At 65.8% G+C, this 16,441-nt stretch carries 16 protein-coding genes and 3 tRNA genes; 7 read left to right on the top strand and 12 right to left on the bottom strand.

Annotation, left to right across the window (positions count from 1 at the left end; all coding sequences use genetic code 11):
* Positions 1 to 24: 24 nt before the first annotated feature.
* The 6 genes from FBY20_RS03485 to radC form a co-directional block, all read right to left on the bottom strand.
* Positions 25 to 1,428, bottom strand: coding sequence for an MATE family efflux transporter (locus FBY20_RS03485; RefSeq protein ID WP_142050053.1), 1,404 nt, complete (start codon positions 1,426 to 1,428; stop codon positions 25 to 27).
* The gene (locus FBY20_RS03480) at positions 1,425 to 3,155 is read right to left on the bottom strand and encodes a glycosyltransferase family 39 protein (RefSeq protein WP_142050050.1); all 1,731 of its coding nucleotides are present in this window, start codon (positions 3,153 to 3,155) and stop codon (positions 1,425 to 1,427) included. Before FBY20_RS03480 ends, FBY20_RS03485 begins: the two co-directional genes overlap by 4 nt.
* A 124-nt stretch (positions 3,156 to 3,279) precedes the next feature.
* Positions 3,280 to 3,546, bottom strand: a complete 267-nt coding sequence (locus tag FBY20_RS03475) for a type B 50S ribosomal protein L31 (RefSeq protein ID WP_008164119.1) — start codon at positions 3,544 to 3,546, stop codon at positions 3,280 to 3,282.
* Positions 3,547 to 3,760: 214 nt separating this feature from the next.
* Positions 3,761 to 4,609 (bottom strand): tryptophan 2,3-dioxygenase, encoded by an 849-nt coding sequence (gene kynA, locus FBY20_RS03470; protein WP_062838631.1) that lies wholly within the window; start codon positions 4,607 to 4,609, stop codon positions 3,761 to 3,763.
* Positions 4,610 to 4,753: 144 nt separating this feature from the next.
* Positions 4,754 to 5,380 (bottom strand): arylformamidase, encoded by a 627-nt coding sequence (gene kynB, locus FBY20_RS03465; RefSeq protein ID WP_062838632.1) that lies wholly within the window; start codon positions 5,378 to 5,380, stop codon positions 4,754 to 4,756.
* A gap of 91 nt (positions 5,381 to 5,471) precedes the next feature.
* Complete coding sequence (gene radC / locus FBY20_RS03460) at positions 5,472 to 6,149, bottom strand: DNA repair protein RadC (protein WP_056322355.1); 678 nt, start codon at positions 6,147 to 6,149, stop codon at positions 5,472 to 5,474.
* 50 nt (positions 6,150 to 6,199) lie between these two features.
* Here radC and FBY20_RS03455 point away from each other — a divergent pair, with 50 nt between their 5' ends.
* Genes FBY20_RS03455 through maiA form a run of 3 tightly spaced genes read left to right on the top strand, consistent with a single transcriptional unit; the run spans position 6,200 to position 8,347 of the window.
* Positions 6,200 to 6,676, top strand: coding sequence for a peptidylprolyl isomerase (locus FBY20_RS03455; protein WP_081100848.1), 477 nt, complete (start codon positions 6,200 to 6,202; stop codon positions 6,674 to 6,676).
* Positions 6,676 to 7,653 (top strand): 4-hydroxy-3-methylbut-2-enyl diphosphate reductase, encoded by a 978-nt coding sequence (gene ispH, locus FBY20_RS03450; RefSeq protein WP_056322361.1) that lies wholly within the window; start codon positions 6,676 to 6,678, stop codon positions 7,651 to 7,653. Before FBY20_RS03455 ends, ispH begins: the two co-directional genes overlap by 1 nt.
* Positions 7,654 to 7,702: 49 nt before the next feature.
* On the top strand, positions 7,703 to 8,347 hold the full coding sequence (maiA, locus tag FBY20_RS03445; RefSeq protein WP_056322364.1) for a maleylacetoacetate isomerase: 645 nt from the start codon (positions 7,703 to 7,705) through the stop codon (positions 8,345 to 8,347).
* A gap of 12 nt (positions 8,348 to 8,359) precedes the next feature.
* Here maiA and FBY20_RS03440 read toward each other — a convergent pair whose 3' ends face one another.
* The 4 genes from FBY20_RS03440 to FBY20_RS03425 all read right to left on the bottom strand — a co-directional run bounded on the left by FBY20_RS03440 (position 8,360) and on the right by FBY20_RS03425 (position 12,062).
* Positions 8,360 to 9,799, bottom strand: a complete 1,440-nt coding sequence (locus FBY20_RS03440) for a DegQ family serine endoprotease (RefSeq protein WP_056322366.1) — start codon at positions 9,797 to 9,799, stop codon at positions 8,360 to 8,362.
* A gap of 63 nt (positions 9,800 to 9,862) precedes the next feature.
* Complete coding sequence (locus tag FBY20_RS03435; RefSeq protein WP_142050047.1) at positions 9,863 to 11,191, bottom strand: ATP-binding protein; 1,329 nt, start codon at positions 11,189 to 11,191, stop codon at positions 9,863 to 9,865.
* Positions 11,188 to 11,847 (bottom strand): response regulator, encoded by a 660-nt coding sequence (locus FBY20_RS03430; RefSeq protein WP_056322372.1) that lies wholly within the window; start codon positions 11,845 to 11,847, stop codon positions 11,188 to 11,190. The genes FBY20_RS03435 and FBY20_RS03430 overlap by 4 nt, the downstream gene beginning before the upstream one ends.
* Before the next feature lie 139 nt (positions 11,848 to 11,986).
* A tRNA-Thr gene (locus FBY20_RS03425) sits at positions 11,987 to 12,062 on the bottom strand.
* Between the two features lie 215 nt (positions 12,063 to 12,277).
* On the opposite strand from FBY20_RS03425, the gene FBY20_RS03420 reads away from it, so the two are divergent.
* The 3 genes from FBY20_RS03420 to FBY20_RS03410 all read left to right on the top strand — a co-directional run bounded on the left by FBY20_RS03420 (position 12,278) and on the right by FBY20_RS03410 (position 14,452).
* Positions 12,278 to 12,353: transfer RNA gene (locus FBY20_RS03420), tRNA-Asn, on the top strand.
* A gap of 90 nt (positions 12,354 to 12,443) precedes the next feature.
* Positions 12,444 to 13,445: a GTP-binding protein gene (locus FBY20_RS03415; RefSeq protein WP_142050044.1), complete on the top strand. Its 1,002-nt coding sequence runs from the start codon at positions 12,444 to 12,446 to the stop codon at positions 13,443 to 13,445.
* 101 nt (positions 13,446 to 13,546) lie between these two features.
* Positions 13,547 to 14,452 carry a LysR family transcriptional regulator gene (locus FBY20_RS03410; RefSeq protein WP_142050041.1) on the top strand — a complete coding sequence of 302 codons (906 nt, stop codon included), beginning with the start codon at positions 13,547 to 13,549 and terminating at the stop codon, positions 14,450 to 14,452.
* Between the two features lie 224 nt (positions 14,453 to 14,676).
* Here FBY20_RS03410 and FBY20_RS03405 read toward each other — a convergent pair whose 3' ends face one another.
* Positions 14,677 to 14,952 (bottom strand): hypothetical protein, encoded by a 276-nt coding sequence (locus FBY20_RS03405; protein WP_142050038.1) that lies wholly within the window; start codon positions 14,950 to 14,952, stop codon positions 14,677 to 14,679.
* A gap of 105 nt (positions 14,953 to 15,057) precedes the next feature.
* Positions 15,058 to 15,134, bottom strand: a tRNA-Met gene (locus tag FBY20_RS03400).
* 63 nt (positions 15,135 to 15,197) lie between these two features.
* Between FBY20_RS03400 and scpB the strand changes: the two genes are divergently transcribed.
* Positions 15,198 to 16,430 (top strand): SMC-Scp complex subunit ScpB, encoded by a 1,233-nt coding sequence (gene scpB / locus FBY20_RS03395; protein ID WP_142050035.1) that lies wholly within the window; start codon positions 15,198 to 15,200, stop codon positions 16,428 to 16,430.
* Positions 16,431 to 16,441: the final 11 nt, after the last annotated feature.

Below are 16,441 nucleotides of genomic sequence, written 5' to 3'. Positions count from 1 at the left end.
AAGGCTGCTTTTTCTATTGCGCCGTCACGACTGACCCACGGTGCGCAGGATCCGCCGGTACCAGAAGTGCAGCAGGGCGGCCGACAACGCCAGGCCGAACATGGCCATCAGCCACATGCTGCCGGCGCCTTGCGGCGATCCCGGCACCAGCAGGTCTCGCAGGCCGTCGATGCCGCCCTGGCCGGGACCGAAGCCGAACCACCAGCCGCCCACCAGTCCCACGCCGGCCAGCGCGACCGTCTGCAGGATAAGCGGCACGACGGCGATCTTGTAGGCGCGCAGCAGGTACGAGTTGATGCACTGCATCGAATCGAACAGATGGAACAGCGGCAGGACGGCGAGCAACGTGGTCGCCACGGCAGCGACCGCGGCGTCGTCCGTGTAGGCGGCCAGGATGAGCGGGCGGCCGATCAGCAGCACGGCGGCCGTCAGCAGCGCGCCTATCAGGCCCAGCGCCAGGCCGGCCATGCCGGTGCGGTGCGCATGCGCGTAGTTGCCCGCGCCGATGGCCTGCGCCGTCAGCGCGGCGGTCGCCACGCCCAGCGCCATCGGCATCATGTAGCAGAGCGCGGCCAGGTTCGACATGATCTGATGCCCGCCGGTCACGAAGGTGCCCTCGCGCGCCACCAGCAGCGCCATGAAGGTGAACGCCGACACCTCGACCAGGTAAGAGCCGCCCATCGGGACGCCAAGGCGCAGCAGTTCCTTGAGCGCCTTCCAGTCGGGCTTGCCGATGCGCAGCTGGAAACGGCGGTAGTAGCGGTCGTGCGTGATCACCCACAGGCCCAGGCCCAGGCTCATCCAGGACACCACGGCCGTGGCCAGCCCCGCGCCGGCCGCGCCCATCGCGGGCAGGCCCAGCTTGCCGTAGATGAAGATCCAGTTGAACAGCGCCTTGAAGCCGATGATGGACAGGTTGATGGCCATGACGAGCTTGGGCCGCGATACCGCGGTGCCCAGCGCATAGATGGTGCGGAACACCAGCGCGGCGGGCAGGGCCAGGACCAGCGCCTGCAGGTAGGACGCGATGCGGTCGCGCACGCCGGGGGCAACATCGCCCGACATGAAGAGCCACATGTCCGGAAACAGCATCAGCACCGCGCCCACGACCGACAGGCCAAGCGCCAGCCACACACCCTGGCCCCAGCTTTTGCCGACTTCCAGGTTGTTGCCGGCGCCGAATTGCTGCGCCAGGATCGGGATCAGGGCATGCACGACGCCCATCAAGCCGACGAAGATCGTGATGTAGATGGAAGCGGAAAGCGCCATCGCCGCCAGGTCGTCGGGGCTGGAATGCCCCGTCATGGCGGTGTCCAGCACGCCGAACGAAATGCTGGCCCACTGGCTGATGAGCACGGGCCAGGCCTGCTTGAGGATCCCGCGCAGGGTGGCGCCGAAGGTCATCGGCGCCGTCATGGCAGGGGTCATGGCTTGGCGCCGGTGCGCAGCAGGCGGAAGGTTTCGGAACGGTCGGCGCGGCGGCCGCCTTGCCAGAGGACTTCGGCGCCTTCGCTGTAGGCAGCGGTGCCGTCGCGCAGGCTTTGGTTGGTGGTCTGTTGCAGGACCAGCGTGCAGCGCGTGTCGAACGGGAACGACAGGTTGTTGAAGATGAGGAACGAGGCGCGTTGCCCGCTGCCAAGGCTCAGGCCGCGGATGCACTCGCCGGGACGCTTGTGCTGCGCGATGGCCTCGGCCAGCTGGCCCGACACCGTGCGATAGCTGCGCGCGTAGTCCACCGCGGGTTGCCACAGCAGCACCAGCAGGATCCAGGTCACGGTCAGGCCGCCAGCCGACAGCACCGTGCCGCGCCAGAGCGCCTGCGGGCGCACGCGCAGCCGCCATACGACCAGAACGATCCAACCCAGCGTGAAAAGGACGGCCAGGGCAAAGGCCACCCACGAGATCACGGGCTCATAGCCGGTGGTCTGGCGGGCGATGTTGCGGGAAATCTGCGCCGGCCAATGGAAATGCAGCGCCACCCAACCGAGCCAGGCCGTGGCCACCGTCAGCGAAAAGCACATGACGGCAAACCAGTCCAGCGTGTTCACCACGCCGCGGCGCAGGGTGGGCAGCGAGAACGCGCCCAGCACCGCGCACGGCACGGCCAGCAGCACGAATTCGGAATCGCCGGCCTCGTCCACGAAGAACAGGATGACGGTTGAGCACGCCAGCAGCATCAGGGGCACCCAGATGTGCGGGGCGTAGATCCAGGCACGCCAGCGCCAGATGGCCAGCAGCGCCAGCGGCCAGGTCGGCCACAGGTACCACGGCAGGTCGCGCAGCGTGCGGGCGGCGTCGTGCAGGCCCGGGATGGCGAACGACGACAGGTTCCAGGTCTTCCAGTTGCGGATCCAGTATTCGCTGCCCTGGCTGGCCGGGATCCACCAGGCGAGGATCAGGCCGGCGGCCAGCACTGCGGCCCAGAGCAGCCAGCGCTTGCATTTCCAGAGCGGGCTGCGCGGATAGAAGGCCAGCGCCGCGCCGATCATGATGGGCAGGGCGCCGACCCAGCCGCGCGTCAGAAAGCTGGCGGCCAGCGCGATGCCCAGCGTAGTGGAGCCGGTGACGGGGCGGTCCACGGTGCGGGCCAGCGAATAGAACGCCAGCGCCTGGCAGGCCATGATCGCGGGCATGACCGTCGTTTCATGGGTGCGCTGCAGGATGCCGACGGTGGCGAGCAGCAGCAGCAGGGCGGCGTCGGCCAGCATGCGGCCATAGTCGCGGGGTTCGGGTTCGCCGCCGAAGGGCAGCGCCAGCGGTTGGGCCTCGGCGCGGCGGCCAAGCAGATACGTGCCGTACCAGACGCTCGAGGCCGTGATCCCGAACCACAGCAGGTTGGGTAGGCGGCCGGCGGTGATGTCGCCGATGAACGGGCCAAACAGCCAGATGCTGATCGCGCCCACCCACGTGATCAGCGGACCTTCCTCGGCGTGCGCCAGATGCCCCACCTGCGGCAGCAGCCAGGTCAGGCCGCCTTCGCGGATCGCGGTGATCATGGTCGCCAGTCCGACGGCGTCGTCGGTTTTCCACGGGTCGCGCATGAACAGCCCGGCCACGATGTAGGCCAGGGACAGGCCCAGCAGGATGAGGCGGGGCAGTTTTGCGGTGGCGACCGACGTCAGCCGGGCCGGGGTGGAAATGGAAAGTGGGGACACGGGCGTTAATGTAACCGAGTGGTCGGAATGCGCCACCCCCTGACCGATTGTCCGGCGTCAAGGGGGGAAAAAAAAGCAGCCCGAAGGCTGCCTTTTTGCTGTGACTCCCGTAGGAGCAACAGGATCAGGAAGCGGACTTGACCGTGCCAGCAGTGCGGGCGAAGCGGGCGCGGAACTTTTCCACGCGGCCGGTTTCGACGATGCGGGTCTGGGCGCCAGTGTAGAACGGGTGCGATTCGGAGGTCACGTCGCACTTGAAGAGCGGGTACGTCTTTCCGTCGAGTTCGACGGTTTCGCGCGTCTGGACGGTGGAACGGGTGATGAACTTGTTGCCCGTTTGCAGGTCGGCGAAGACGACTTCGCGGTATTCGGGGTGAATGCCTTCTTTCATGGTGCTTTCCTAGACTCGGTCGAGTCTTTTTCAAGAGTTAGGGTCGCCAGCTACAGCTGCCTGGGTTGGGTTTGCCTACACCCAATGGCGCGACAGGCGCTAGCCACGTATCCAAAAAGTAACCCCGCATTCTAGCACGCGATATTGCCCTCGGCCAGCCGTAAGTGGGCGCCTGGGCCCGCCTGCGGCCCGGGCGCCTTGACGCGAGAGAACGTCAGAGATCCGTGCGCAGCTTCCAGATTTCCGGAAACAGCACGACTTCCAGCATGCGCCGCAGGTAATCCACCCCGGACGTGCCGCCCGTGCCGCGCTTGAAGCCGATGACCCGTTCGACCGTCGTCACGTGGCGAAAGCGCCACAGCCGGAAGGCATCTTCCAGGTCGGTCAGCTTTTCGCCCAGCTGGTACAGCGCCCAGTAGCGGTCCGTGTCGCGGTAGACCGCCAGCCACGCGGCTTCAACCGCCGCAGACGCCTGATAGGGCTGCGTCCAATCGCGCTCCAGGTAGTCCGCGGGAATGTCCAGGCCATTTCGCGCCAGCAGCCGCAGCGCCTCGTCATACAGGGACGGCGCCTCGTAGGCGCTTTGCACCTGGGCCAGCAGGTCGGCGCGGTGCGAGTGCGGCTTGAGCATTGCCGCGTTCTTGTTGCCCAGCAGGAATTCGACCTGGCGGTACTGGTAGCTCTGGAATCCGCTCGACCGCGCCAGATAGGGACGCAACGCGGAGTATTCGGGCGGCGTCATGGTGGCCAGCACGTCCCAGGCGTGAACGAGCTGCTCCATGATCTTGCTGACGCGCGCCAGCATCTTGAAGGCGGGCTGCAGGCGGTCCGCCGCCACGCTGGCGATCGCCGCGCGCAGCTCGTGCAGCATCAGCTTCATCCACAGTTCGCTGGTCTGGTGCTGGATGATGAACAGCATTTCGTTGTGCTCGGGCGACATCGGATGCTGGGCGCCGAGCAGTTCGTCCAGATGCAGGTAATCGCCGTAGGTCATGTCGCGCGCGAAATCGAGCTGCGCTTTTTCCTGGTGGACGATGTCTTCGGGGCGTTCGTTCTGGTTCATGCGCGGCCTCCGGGGCAGGGCGGGGCGGCGCGGCGGGCGGATGCGGGCAGGGCGCGCCAGTGGGGCGCGAAAAGCAATTGCATGGTCGATTCTCCAGGCGGGGCGGCTGCAGTCGCGCAGCCGCTCCCAGGCAGGCAAATCAGCCTACAGTTCGCGCAGGACCGCGCGGACCGGGCTGGCATCGGCCTGGACCAGCGCCAACGGCAAGGCGATCAACTCGTAATCGCCTTCCGGCACGTCGTCGAGCACCAGGTTCTCCAGTACCCGCATGTCATGCCGCAAGATCGTGTGGTGGCTGTCCAGGGTCTTGCTGGAAGCGGGGTCGATGCTGGCGGTGTCCAGACCGATCAGCATGACGCCGCGTTCGGCCAGCCATTCGATCGTCTGGGGCGCGTAGGCGGAGAAGTCGTCCGTCCACCAGTCCTGCGCGGCATGCTTGGCGGTGCGCACCAGCACGCGGGGCGGCAGGTTGTGCGCCGCATGGGCAAGGTGATCGATGGTGATGAGCGCGCCGCAGTCGATCGCGTGGATGACGCGGCAGGGGCCCAGAAAGGGTTCAAGCGAGACCGCGCCGATGGCTGCGGCCCCGTTTTCGTAGTGCAGCGGGGCGTCGGCATGCGCACCGATGTGCGGCGACAGCGTGATTTCGCTGACATTGACCGGACAGCCAGGCGTGAGCGACCACTTCCATTGCTGGCGGTACGGCGTGTCGCCCGGAAACACGGGCGATGCCGTCGAGACGGGCGGGGAAATGTCCCACAGGCGTTTCATGGCAGGCAAGAAGGGTCGCGAGGGCCGAAATTAGGTTAAGCCTAAAACAATATCGGGCGGTAGTCTAACGGAATTCCGGCCCGCGTTGCGGTCAGAGGCAGCCCAGCTCGGCCATCGACAGCGCCGAGCCGCCCGCGACGATCAGGTGGTCGACCAGCCGGATGTCCACCAGCGCCAGGGCTTGCTTCAGGTGCCGGGTGAAGCTCTGGTCAGCGGCGCTTGGTGAGGCCACGCCCGATGGATGATTGTGCGCCACAATGAGGGCCGCCGCGTGGTGGCGCAAGGCTTCGCGCACGACCTCCCGGGGGTAGACCGCCGCCTGCGACAGCGTGCCCCGCGCCAGTTCGCCGGTGGCGATCAGGCGCAGCTGGGCGTCCAGGTAGAGCGCGATGCAGTGCTCGACCTGGCGATGCCCGAGCGCCGCCTTGCAGTATTGCTTCACGCGGGTCGGGTGGTTCATGGCGATGTCCCTGACCAGGTCTTCTTCCAGCGCCCGGCGCGCCAGTTCCAGCAAGGCCGCCAGGGTGCAGGCCTTGGACGAGCCCAGGCCGGCGACGGCCATCAGTTCCTCGGGCGAGGTGCTTAAAAGGCCGCGCAGGCCGCCGAACCGGTCCAGCAGCTGGCGGCACAGATCCACCACATTCAGCCCCGGAATGCCCGTGCGCAGGGCGACGGCAAGCAGCTCGGCGTCCTGGATGGATGCGGCCCCGTGGCGCAGCATGCGCTCTCGGGGACGGTCTTGTTTTGGCAGCCGGACGGACAATTTCATAAGAGGCTCTAAAATCAGGGTTTACTCAAATACCCATACGGTGGCAGATCGTGAGCATCGCCTCTAATGAAGTGAACGTTTTGGTCCGTCCGGATTCCTACCTGACGCTGCATTACCGCATCACGCTGGCGTCCGGCCCGGGCGCGGGCTCCATCTTCACGGATACCTTCGACGGCCGGCCCGGCACGCTGCAAATGGGCAGCGGCCAATGGGCGCCCGGCCTTGAGGCCGCATTGGTCGGCCGCGCCGAAGGCGACAAGTTCAGCGTCACCATCGAGCCCGCCGATGCCTATGGCGACCGCAACCCCGAACTCATCCAGCGCGTCACGCGCGCCATGCTGGCCGAACACGCGGGTCCGGATGCCACCTTCGAACCCGGCGACCTGGTCGAATTCACCGCGCCCAACGGGGGCCGCTACTCGGGCGTCCTGAAGGAAATCAACGACGACTCGGCCCTGTTCGATTTCAACCATCCGCTGGCGGGCATCAGCCTGAAAGTGGACGTCGCGCTGCTGGGAGTGCTTTGATGAGCCAGGCTGTCACCGCCTCCGACGCCGAAGTCCTGCTGGCGCAGCCGCGCGGCTTCTGTGCAGGCGTGGATCGCGCCATCGATATCGTCGAGCGGGCCATCGAACTGCACGGCGCGCCCATCTATGTGCGCCACGAGATCGTTCACAACCGCTATGTCGTCGAAGACCTGCGCGCCAAGGGCGCCATCTTCATCGACGAGCTCGAGGACGCCCCGGCGGGCGCCATCGTGGTGTTTTCGGCGCATGGCGTCTCCAAGGCCGTGCGCGCCGAAGCCGAATCGCGCGGCCTGCAAGTGTTTGACGCCACCTGCCCGCTGGTCACCAAGGTCCACATCGAAGTCGCGCGCATGCGCGCGGCCGGCCGCGAGATCATCATGATCGGCCACAAGGGCCATCCCGAGGTCGAGGGCACCCTGGGGCAGGCGCAGGGCGGCATGTATCTCGTCGAAACCGTCGAGGACGTGGCCGGCCTTGATGTCGCAAACCCGGAAAACCTGGCCTTCGTCACGCAGACCACGCTGTCGGTCGACGACGCGGCCGCCGTGTCGCAGGCGCTCAAGGCGCGTTTTCCCAACATTGCCGAGCCAAAGAAGAGCGACATCTGCTATGCGACGCAGAACCGGCAGGACGCGGTCAAGGTCATGGCGCCTGAATGCGACCTGGTGCTGGTGGTGGGCAGCCCGAACAGTTCGAACTCCAACCGGCTGCGCGAAGTGGCCGAGCGCAAGGGCGTCGCGTCCTATCTGATCGACGGCGCGGATTCCATCGATCCGGCCTGGCTGGCTGGCCGCAAGCGCATTGGCGTGACCGCGGGCGCCTCGGCGCCGGAAGTGCTGGTGCAGCAGGTGATTGCGCGGGTCAAGGAACTGGGCGCCGTCTCGGTGCGCAAGATGCCGGGGCTTGAAGAAAACGTCGCGTTCCCGTTGCCCAAGGGCTTGTCGCGCAAGGCGGCCCAGACCGAATCGCTGGAATGAACAAGCGCCGCCCGCGCGGGCGGCGCCACAAGAACACCGAGGAGACTTCATGCAGCTCTACAGCTACTTCCGCAGCTCGGCCGCTTACCGCGTGCGCATCGCCTTGAACCTGAAGGGCTTGCCCTACGAATACGTGCCGGTCCATCTGCTGAAGGACGGCGGCCAGCAGCTGTCGGCCGATTACCGCAAGGTGAATCCGACCGCGCTGGTTCCGGCGCTGGTCGACGGCGATGCGGTCATCGGCCAATCGCTGGCCATCATCGAATACCTGGAAGAAACCCATCCCCAGACGCCGCTGCTGCCGGCCGATGCGATCGGCCGCGCCCGGGTGCGCGATCTGGCGCTGGGCATTGCCTGCGACACGCATCCGTTGAACAACCTGCGCGTGCTGAAGTACCTGAAGCACACGCTGGGCGTGGACGAAGCGGCCAAGACCGCCTGGTACAAGCACTGGGTGCATCAGGGGCTCGAAGCCCTGGAAGCCCAGTTGGCCGGCTCAAGCGCCACGGGCCAGTTTTGCCACGGCGACACGCCCACCATCGCGGACCTGTGCCTGGTGCCACAAGTGGCAAATGCGCAGCGCTTCGAGTGTGACCTGTCGGCCATGCCCAATGTGCTGCGCATCGATGCGGCGTGCCGGGCCTTGCCGGCTTTCGAAAAGGCCGCGCCGGGCAACCAGCCCGACGCGGAGTGACACAGCGGCCGGTCAGCCGATCTGCACCGGCACGAAGATCTTGTCTTCGCCCCGCTGCACCAGCAAGGCCACGGTCTTGCCCGCCTTGGACAACTCGGCCTTCACCTGGCCGACGTTGTGCACCGGCACACCATTGAGCGACAGCAGCACGTCGCCGGGCTGAATGCCAGCCTTGGCGGCGGGGCCGGCCGAACGTTCGATCAGCAAGCCTTCCGCACCGGCCTCCTGTTGCTCCTGCGGGCTCAGGGGGCGCAGCGCCAGCCCAAGCTGGCCGCGCTGCACTTCCTGGCCGTCGGCCGACGCCTGCGTCTTGTCCTTGGGCACGCCACCCAGCGTCGCGACCATTTCCTTCTGCCCGCCATTGCGCCACACGTCCAGCTTGATCTTCTCGCCGGGGGCGGCCATGGTGATCGTGGAAGCCAGGTCGCCCGACGACACGATGGTCTTGCCGTCGATCTTGCGCACCACGTCGCCCGGCTGCAGTCCGGCCTTATCCGCCGCGCTGCCCTTTTCGACGCTCGACACCAGCGCGCCCGACGGCGAATCCAGCTTGAACGAATCGGCCAGGTCCTGGTTCACTTCCTGGACCGTCACGCCCAGGCGCGCATGCTGCACCTTGCCGTGCTCGAGGATCTGGTCCTTGATCTTGTAAGCCAGGTCGATGGGGATCGAGAACGACAGACCCTGGAAGCCGCCGGTGCGGCTGTAGATCTGCGAGTTGATGCCCACGACTTCGCCGCGGTCGTTGAACAGCGGGCCGCCCGAGTTGCCGGGGTTCACGGCCACGTCGGTCTGGATGAACGGCACCGACGTGTCGTCCGGCAGCGAGCGGCCCTTGGCGCTGACGATGCCGGCGGTGGCGGTGTTCTCCAGGCCATAGGGCGACCCGATGGCCAGCACCCATTCGCCCACCTGCAGCTTGTTGACGTCGCCCACCTTGACCACCGGCAGGTTCTTCGCCTCGATCTTGATGACGGCGACGTCGGTCTGGGGATCGGCGCCCAGGACCTTGGCCTTGTACTCGCGGCGGTCGGTCATCTTCACGGTCACTTCCTTGGCGTCCTGGACCACGTGCGCGTTGGTCAGGATGATGCCGTCCGAGCTGACGATAAAGCCCGAGCCTTCGCCGCGCATCGGTACTTCACGGGCCGGCGCGCGGCCGCGAGAGCCGGGAATCTGGCCAAAGAACTGGGCGAACGGGTCGTCGCTCTCGGCGGCGGACACCTTGCGTGTGCCGCTCACGCTGATGTTGACGACGGCCGGACCGGATTCGCGCGTGATCTGCGCGAAATTGGGCGGCACGGACGCGCTGATCGGCTGCGAAGCCGCGGTGGGGGCGTCGGCAGCCATCGAAACGCTGCCGGTCAAGGCAGTGGCACCTGCGCCGCCAATGGCGCCGGCGGCCAGCAGCGCCATGATGAGGCGCGAGGGTTTGATTTGCGTGGTCTTCATGTCGGCTCCTGCGATCATGTTGGGGACATGGCGCTATCTTCAGGCCCGACACTTAGGGGAAACTTAAGCAGGAAAATCCACGCGTGCGCGCAGGCCCTGGCCGGGAGGCGGATCTTCCAAAGTGATGGTGGCGCCGTGGCGGTCGGCGATGGTGCGCGCGATGGCCAGCCCCAGCCCGCTGCCATGCGTCGAGTTGCCTTCGGCGCGATAGAAGCGGTCGAACACGCGCTCGCGTTCGTGGACGGGGATGCCCGGTCCCGCGTCGTCGATCAGCAGCGAGACCCGGTCCGGCGTGCGGTCCAGGCGGATGCCGACGCGCCCGCCGGCAGGCGAGTGCTTGATCGCGTTGTCCAGCAGATTGCGCGCAAGCAGCACCAGCGCATCGCGATTGCCGCGCACCTGCACCTGCGTCTCGCCGTCCAGCGCAATGTCGATGGATTTGGCGTTCGCCTGCGGCAGCGTCTCGGATACGGCCTGGCGCAGCACGTCGGCCAGATCGACGGGCGCAAGCGGCGTCTGCGCCTGCGCGCCTTCCTGGCGCGCCATCGACAGCAATTGCTCGACCAGCCGCGTGGCGCGATCGATGCCCGCGGCCAGGCGCTGCTCGGCAACCTGGCGGGCCTCGGGGTCGGTTGCGCGCTGCAGCGCCTGCATCTGCAGGCGCAATGCCGCCAATGGCGAGCGCAATTCGTGCGCCGCGTCGCCCACGAATTGCTTCTGCTGGGCAAAGGCGCCGCGCATGCGTTCGAGCAGCAGGTTCAGTTCCTGCACCAGCGGGCGGATTTCATCGGGCAGCCCCCGCACGCTCACGGGCGACAGGTCTTCGGGCTGGCGCGAGGCCACTTGCGCGCGGGCGCGCTTGACCGGCCGCAGCGACCAGCTCACGACGCACCAGATGATCAGCATCAGCAGCGGCGCGGCCGCGGCGATCGGCGCGACGGTGCGCAGGGCAAGCGCGCTGGCCATGTTCTTGCGCACGCGCATATCCTGCGCCACCTGGATCACCTGGAAGGGCGTGGCCAGCGAATACACGCGGTAGGTCTCGCCCTCGAGCCTGGCATCCGAAAACCCCAGCACGATCTGGCTGGGCAGGCGCAGGCGGGAGCGCGAATTGAAGACCCGCAGGCCGTCCGGCGTCCAGATCTGGATGATGAGATCGTCGGCAACCGGCGAACCCGCCCCACGCGCGTGCGTCGGCCCCGTGCTGAGCAAGCCGTCGCCGGTGCCCAGCGACAGCGCCGTGCGCTGCAGCAGCGAATCGAAGATGTCGTCGGCTTGCGCCAAGGTGCTGCGGTAGGCGATTGCGCCTTGCACCAGCGCGCCGACCGCGATGGCGGCCAGCAGAAAGAAAAGCAGCCGGGCTCTCAGCGAGTAGCTAAGCGGAATGCTCATGTTTTGGGGATGACATAGCCGACGCCTCTGACGTTCTGGATCAGGTTCGGACCCAGTTTCTTGCGCAGGCCATGAATATAAACCTCAACGGCATTGCTGCTGATGCTCTCCTTCCAGCTGTAGAGCTTTTCTTCGAGCTGGGCGCGGGAGAAGATCATGCCGGGCCGGGCGATCAGGGGTTCCAGCACCGCCCATTCGCGGGCGGTCAGCGTGACCGGCGAGCCGTCGACCATGGCGGCATGGGACTGCGGGTCGATGGTGATGCCCTCGTGTTCGAAGATGGGTTCGGCCCGGCCCGCGCTGCGGCGGATCAGGGCCCGCATGCGAGCCAGCAGTTCGTCCACGTCGTAGGGCTTGACGATGTAGTCGTCGGCGCCGGCGTCCAGTCCCGCAATACGGTCGCTGACCGCATCGCGCGCGGTGGCGATGAGCACCGGCGTACGGTCCTTGCGCGTGCGCATGTCGCGCAGCAAGCTCAGCCCGTCGCGCTTGGGCAGGCCCAGGTCGAGCAGGACAAGGTCATAAGGGTCGGTGCGCAGCGCCGAGTCCGCCGCGCTGCCGTCCCGGACCCAATCAACGGCGTAGTGTTCCGCGCGCAGGCAGTCCAGCACGCTTTCGCCGATCATCATGTCGTCTTCCACGAGAAGAATGCGCATGGTTTTTTCCGCTGGGGTGGTCCAAGGGGGTTGGACGCGCGGCGATCAGCCCGAGTTCCCGGCTGGGGCGGGGCGGGCGGGACGAGGATAGGGGGCGGAAATGAAAAAAGCAGCCCGAGAGGGCTGCTTTTTGGAAATCTGGTGCCGGCAATAGGAGTCGAACCTACGACCTTCGCATTACGAATGCGCTGCTCTACCAACTGAGCTATGCCGGCAAGACCATTTGCTTTTGTTTCTGGACCAAGCCGGAAAGCGCTAAGCAAAACATCTTTTTTCTTTCCCGTTCGCTGCCTTTTTTGGGGCCCGATCTGGAAAGACAGAAATCATATCAGAGTTTTTTCGCGATGGGAAACAAGGAGTGAAAAAAATCCGGAAAAAGATGGCGTTTGCACGCGATGAATTTTTAGTTCATAATTTCGGTCTTGGCAGATCCCCGATAGCTCAGTCGGTAGAGCGACGGACTGTTAATCCGCAGGTCGCTGGTTCGAGCCCAGCTCGGGGAGCCAAAAGAATGTTGGGCCGCTCACGCAAGTGAGCGGCCCTTTTGGTTTTTGCGGCGTGGCGCCGTTGCGCGTCCATCAAAGGGTCGAATCGGCATGAGTGACGACAAGCGCGTGGGCGTGACCGTGGTGTCCGGTTTTTTGGGCAGCGGAAAGACGTCGCTGCTCAATCGCCTGCTGCAAGAGCCCGCCTATGCCGGCGCGGTGGTCATCGTCAACGAATACGGCGATATCGGGGTCGATCATCATCTGGTCCGGCTCGCCCCGGACAATGTCGTGTTGGTCGAGGGCGGCTGCCTGTGCTGCGTCGTAAGCGGCTCGGTGATCGACACCTTGCGCGATCTGTTCATGTCGGCGCTTGGGCGCAAGATCAAGCCGTTTCGGCACGTCATCATCGAAACCAGCGGCCTCGCGGATCCGGCGCCCATTCTCTTCACGCTCAAGCATGACCGGTTTCTGGCCGAACGCTACGTGTACCGGGGCGCGATCGTGGTGGTGTCGGCGACGCAGGGCGCCGGGCAGTTGCAGACGCAGCCCGAGGCGTCCCGGCAGCTGGCGCTCGCCGACACGGTCGTGGTCAGCAAGTCCGACCTGGCCGATCAGGCGCAAGTGCAGCAGGTCGAGCGGGCGATTGCCGCCGTCAATCCCGGCGCGCGGCGGTGCGTGCAGCGCCCGGACGAGCCGCTTGCGCTCATGCTGCGCGAGGCGCCGGATCTTTTTGCGCGGCAGGATGGCGTGATTGCCTCCAATTGGCTTGCGGCTTTTTCCACGTCCCCGGGCGCTCGGCATGCGGGCGTGGGCAGTGTGTCGATCACGTTGCAGGCGCCCGTCGGGCGGGCAGCGTTTCTGGCAGGCATCGCCCGGATCCAGGAGCGCTATGGGCAGGGCTTGCTCAGGATGAAGGGGCTGATCTGCTTCGAGGGTGAATCGATGCCCTGCGAGGTGCACGGCGTTCATGGCGAGTTGTACCCGCTGCATCCCTTGCGCGCGTGGCCGGACGAATCGCGCGCGTCGCGGCTGGTGCTCATCGTGCGTGGCGTGGCGGAGACGGAAGTGGCCGGGGCCGTGCGCGAGGCGCTGGGTCAGCCCGCGGCCTGATCCTTTCGAAGGACCCCGTTTCATTGATCGATATTCCGTTGCGGATGCGGCGCGGAAATACGGTATAACCGGTACGGTCTGATGCCCGTGCCGAGACGAAGATGGATCGACTGAAAGCCATGCAGGTGTTCGTCGAGGTTGCCGACCGGGGCAGCCTGTCGGCGGCCGCCGTCCATCTGGACATGTCGCGGGCCATGGTGTCTCGCTACCTGGCCGAGATGGAGCAATGGGTCGGCGTGCGTCTTCTGCATCGCACCACGCGGCGCCTGAGCCTGACGCCGGCCGGCGCCGAAACGCTGCCGCGCTGCCGCCAGATGCTGGATATGGTCGGCGACCTGCATAGCGCCGTCGCCACCCCCGAAGACACGCCGCGCGGCCTGCTGCGCATCACCACAAGCATGTCCTTTGGCGCCCGTCACCTGGCGCCGGCTGTCACCGACTACGTCAAGCGGCACCCCGGCACGTCGGTCGACCTGATGCTGGTGGAGCGGGCGGTCAATCTGGTGGAAGAGCGCGTGGATCTCGCCGTGCGGATCACCAACGACCTCGATCCCAACCTGATTGCGCGCAAGCTGGCCGTGTGCCGCTCCGTGGTTTGTGCATCCCCGGAATATCTGGCGCGCGAAGGCGTGCCGGCGCGCATCGAAGATCTGTCATTGCGCAACTGCCTGACGCATTCCTATTTCGGTAAAAGCCTCTGGCGTTTCGAACGCGACGGCGAGCCGGTCGATGTGCCGGTCGGCGGCAACATCAGCGCCAATGAAGTGTCCGTGTTGTCGTCCGCTGCGGTGGAGGGGGCGGGCATCGCCATGTTGCCCACCTATTACGCGGCCGAATACATTGCGTCCGGCAAGCTGCAGGTCATCCTGCGCGAGTGCAAGCCTCAGGAACTTGGCATCTATGGCGTTTATGCCTCGCGCCGGCAAATGCCGCTGATTTTGCGCTCGATGCTGGATTATCTTGCCGAGCGGCTGGGATCGGCGCCGTGGGACAGGCCGGCAGCCTAGGCTCCGGGTGCGCCGCAGCTTGAGAGCGCAATATATGGCGGTATAATTTGCCGGCATTTGACCTAAAAAAACCTAAGAATCATTCCGGCCTGGTGGCAGGCCGGCGCAATCCGCAGCACGGCTCGGTTTGCGCATGGGGGTGTGCCAGTGGGCGTGTCTGTCTGGCAGTGGCGCTATTGCGTCGCGCGGCTGTGGCCGATGCCTGTTGGTTCTAGTCGTTGCGATCAATACTTTCGCGGATAACGCTTGGTGCCGGTGGTTCCGGCGCGTTCCGCAGCCATTTTGGCGACCGGCGTCGGCATAGCTGGCGCCAGCTTTTCCAGATTTTGCTCAGACCGGATTTTGCTCAGACGTTTGCCGCTGCTGCGCAGCAGCGGCAGACGTTCCGCCTTATGGGCGCCGGCGCGGCGGTAAACAGGAACCCAGTGACAATTTCGCAAGCCAACATCGACTGTTGCGCCGCCGCTCATGCGGCGGCCCGGGTGTTTGCGCGCGAACATGTCTGCCGCCGCGGGTTTATTCGCAAATCGAATGCCGGTTTCTCGCGCATTCAATTTGGCCGTGCAAATGAAAAAGGCCCGGCGAATGCCGAGCCTTCATCGAATTGGTTGCGGGGGCAGGATTTGAACCTACGACCTTCGGGTTATGAGCCCGACGAGCTGCCAGACTGCTCCACCCCGCGTCTGAGAAAAGAATATTAACCTTATTTTAAACCAAGCGCAAGTTAGCCCCTTTTTGAATTTGGATGTCGATGAACGATAGCGAGGCAATACTCGTGCTGGAAACCGCGCTGCTGTGCGCGGTGCAGCCGATGCAGATTTCCGATATGCGCAAGCTGTTCGGGGATGATGAACAATTCGACAACAGTGCCGTGCGCCGGCTGCTGGAGACGTTGCAGGCCAACTGGGCCGACGGCGGGTTGGAACTTGTGCAGCTTGCCTCCGGCTGGCGTTTCCAGAGCCGCCCCAGCATGCAGCGCTATCTGGAGCGTCTAAGCCCGGAAAAGCCGCCTAAATATTCCCGCGCCGTGATGGAAACGCTGGCCATCGTGGCTTGGCGCCAACCCGTGACGCGCGGGGATATCGAAGACATCCGGGGTGTGACGGTGTCGTCGCAGATCGTCAAGGCCCTCGAAGACCGTGGCTGGATCGAGGTGATCGGCCATCGTGACGCGCCGGGACGCCCCGCGCTGTTCGGCACCACGCGTCAGTTCCTGGACGATCTGGGGCTGCGCGCGCTGGACGAGCTGCCGCCGCTGGAAACCGCACACGCGGCCGCCGCACTGGCCGGGCTGGATCTGGGCGAAGTGCAGCAGGTGCTGGGCGAGGGGCCGGAACAGGCCGAAGGCGAGGGCGCCGCGCCAGCAGGCGAGGTGGCCCAAGAAGGTGCCACGCTTGGCGCCGATGGCGCAGAGCCGGGCTCGGATGTTGAGCCGGAGCAGGCGGCGCCCGAAGGCGAAAATCTGCCTCTGGCTGGCCTCGACGAACAAAACCGCGAGAACTTCCCTGTTGCGGAATTGTCTGTTTCGGAAGACGAGGCCCCCATGGCGGCCATCGATAGCGTAGAATCCGAGCTTTCGCGCACAGAAGAAGGCGCGGATCCCGCCGACGAATCCACCGTCCGGGAGCAAGCCGAAGGCTTGTCCAATACGCCGCTCTCGTCCGATCTTCCCGACGACAGGGCTGGCAACGACACTTCCGATATGGCCGCCGATGCCTCCGAGGCCGGTGCTGCAAAGGAAAGAGTCGAGAACGCAAAACACGCGGAACCGACTGACCCGACTGACAAGACCGATGCCGAGGCCCCTGGCGACGCCAGGCGTGAGCCCGTTCATGGTCTTGGCGGGGCTGTTCAGCCCGACGCCGAAGCCGCCGACGCGGCGCCGGAAGAGGCGGACCCCGAACGGTCCGGGTCTGGACCGGATTCGGCGTCCCCAGATGATGACGAGCCTGCTCCCGGCAGGCCTACCCAAGTTTGAAATTCGGAGCT

This window comes from Achromobacter sp. SLBN-14, assembly GCF_006715415.1.
GTDB classification, from domain to species: Bacteria; Pseudomonadota; Gammaproteobacteria; order Burkholderiales; family Burkholderiaceae_B; genus Achromobacter; species Achromobacter mucicolens.
This window is presented reverse-complemented; position numbering and strand designations above follow the sequence as displayed.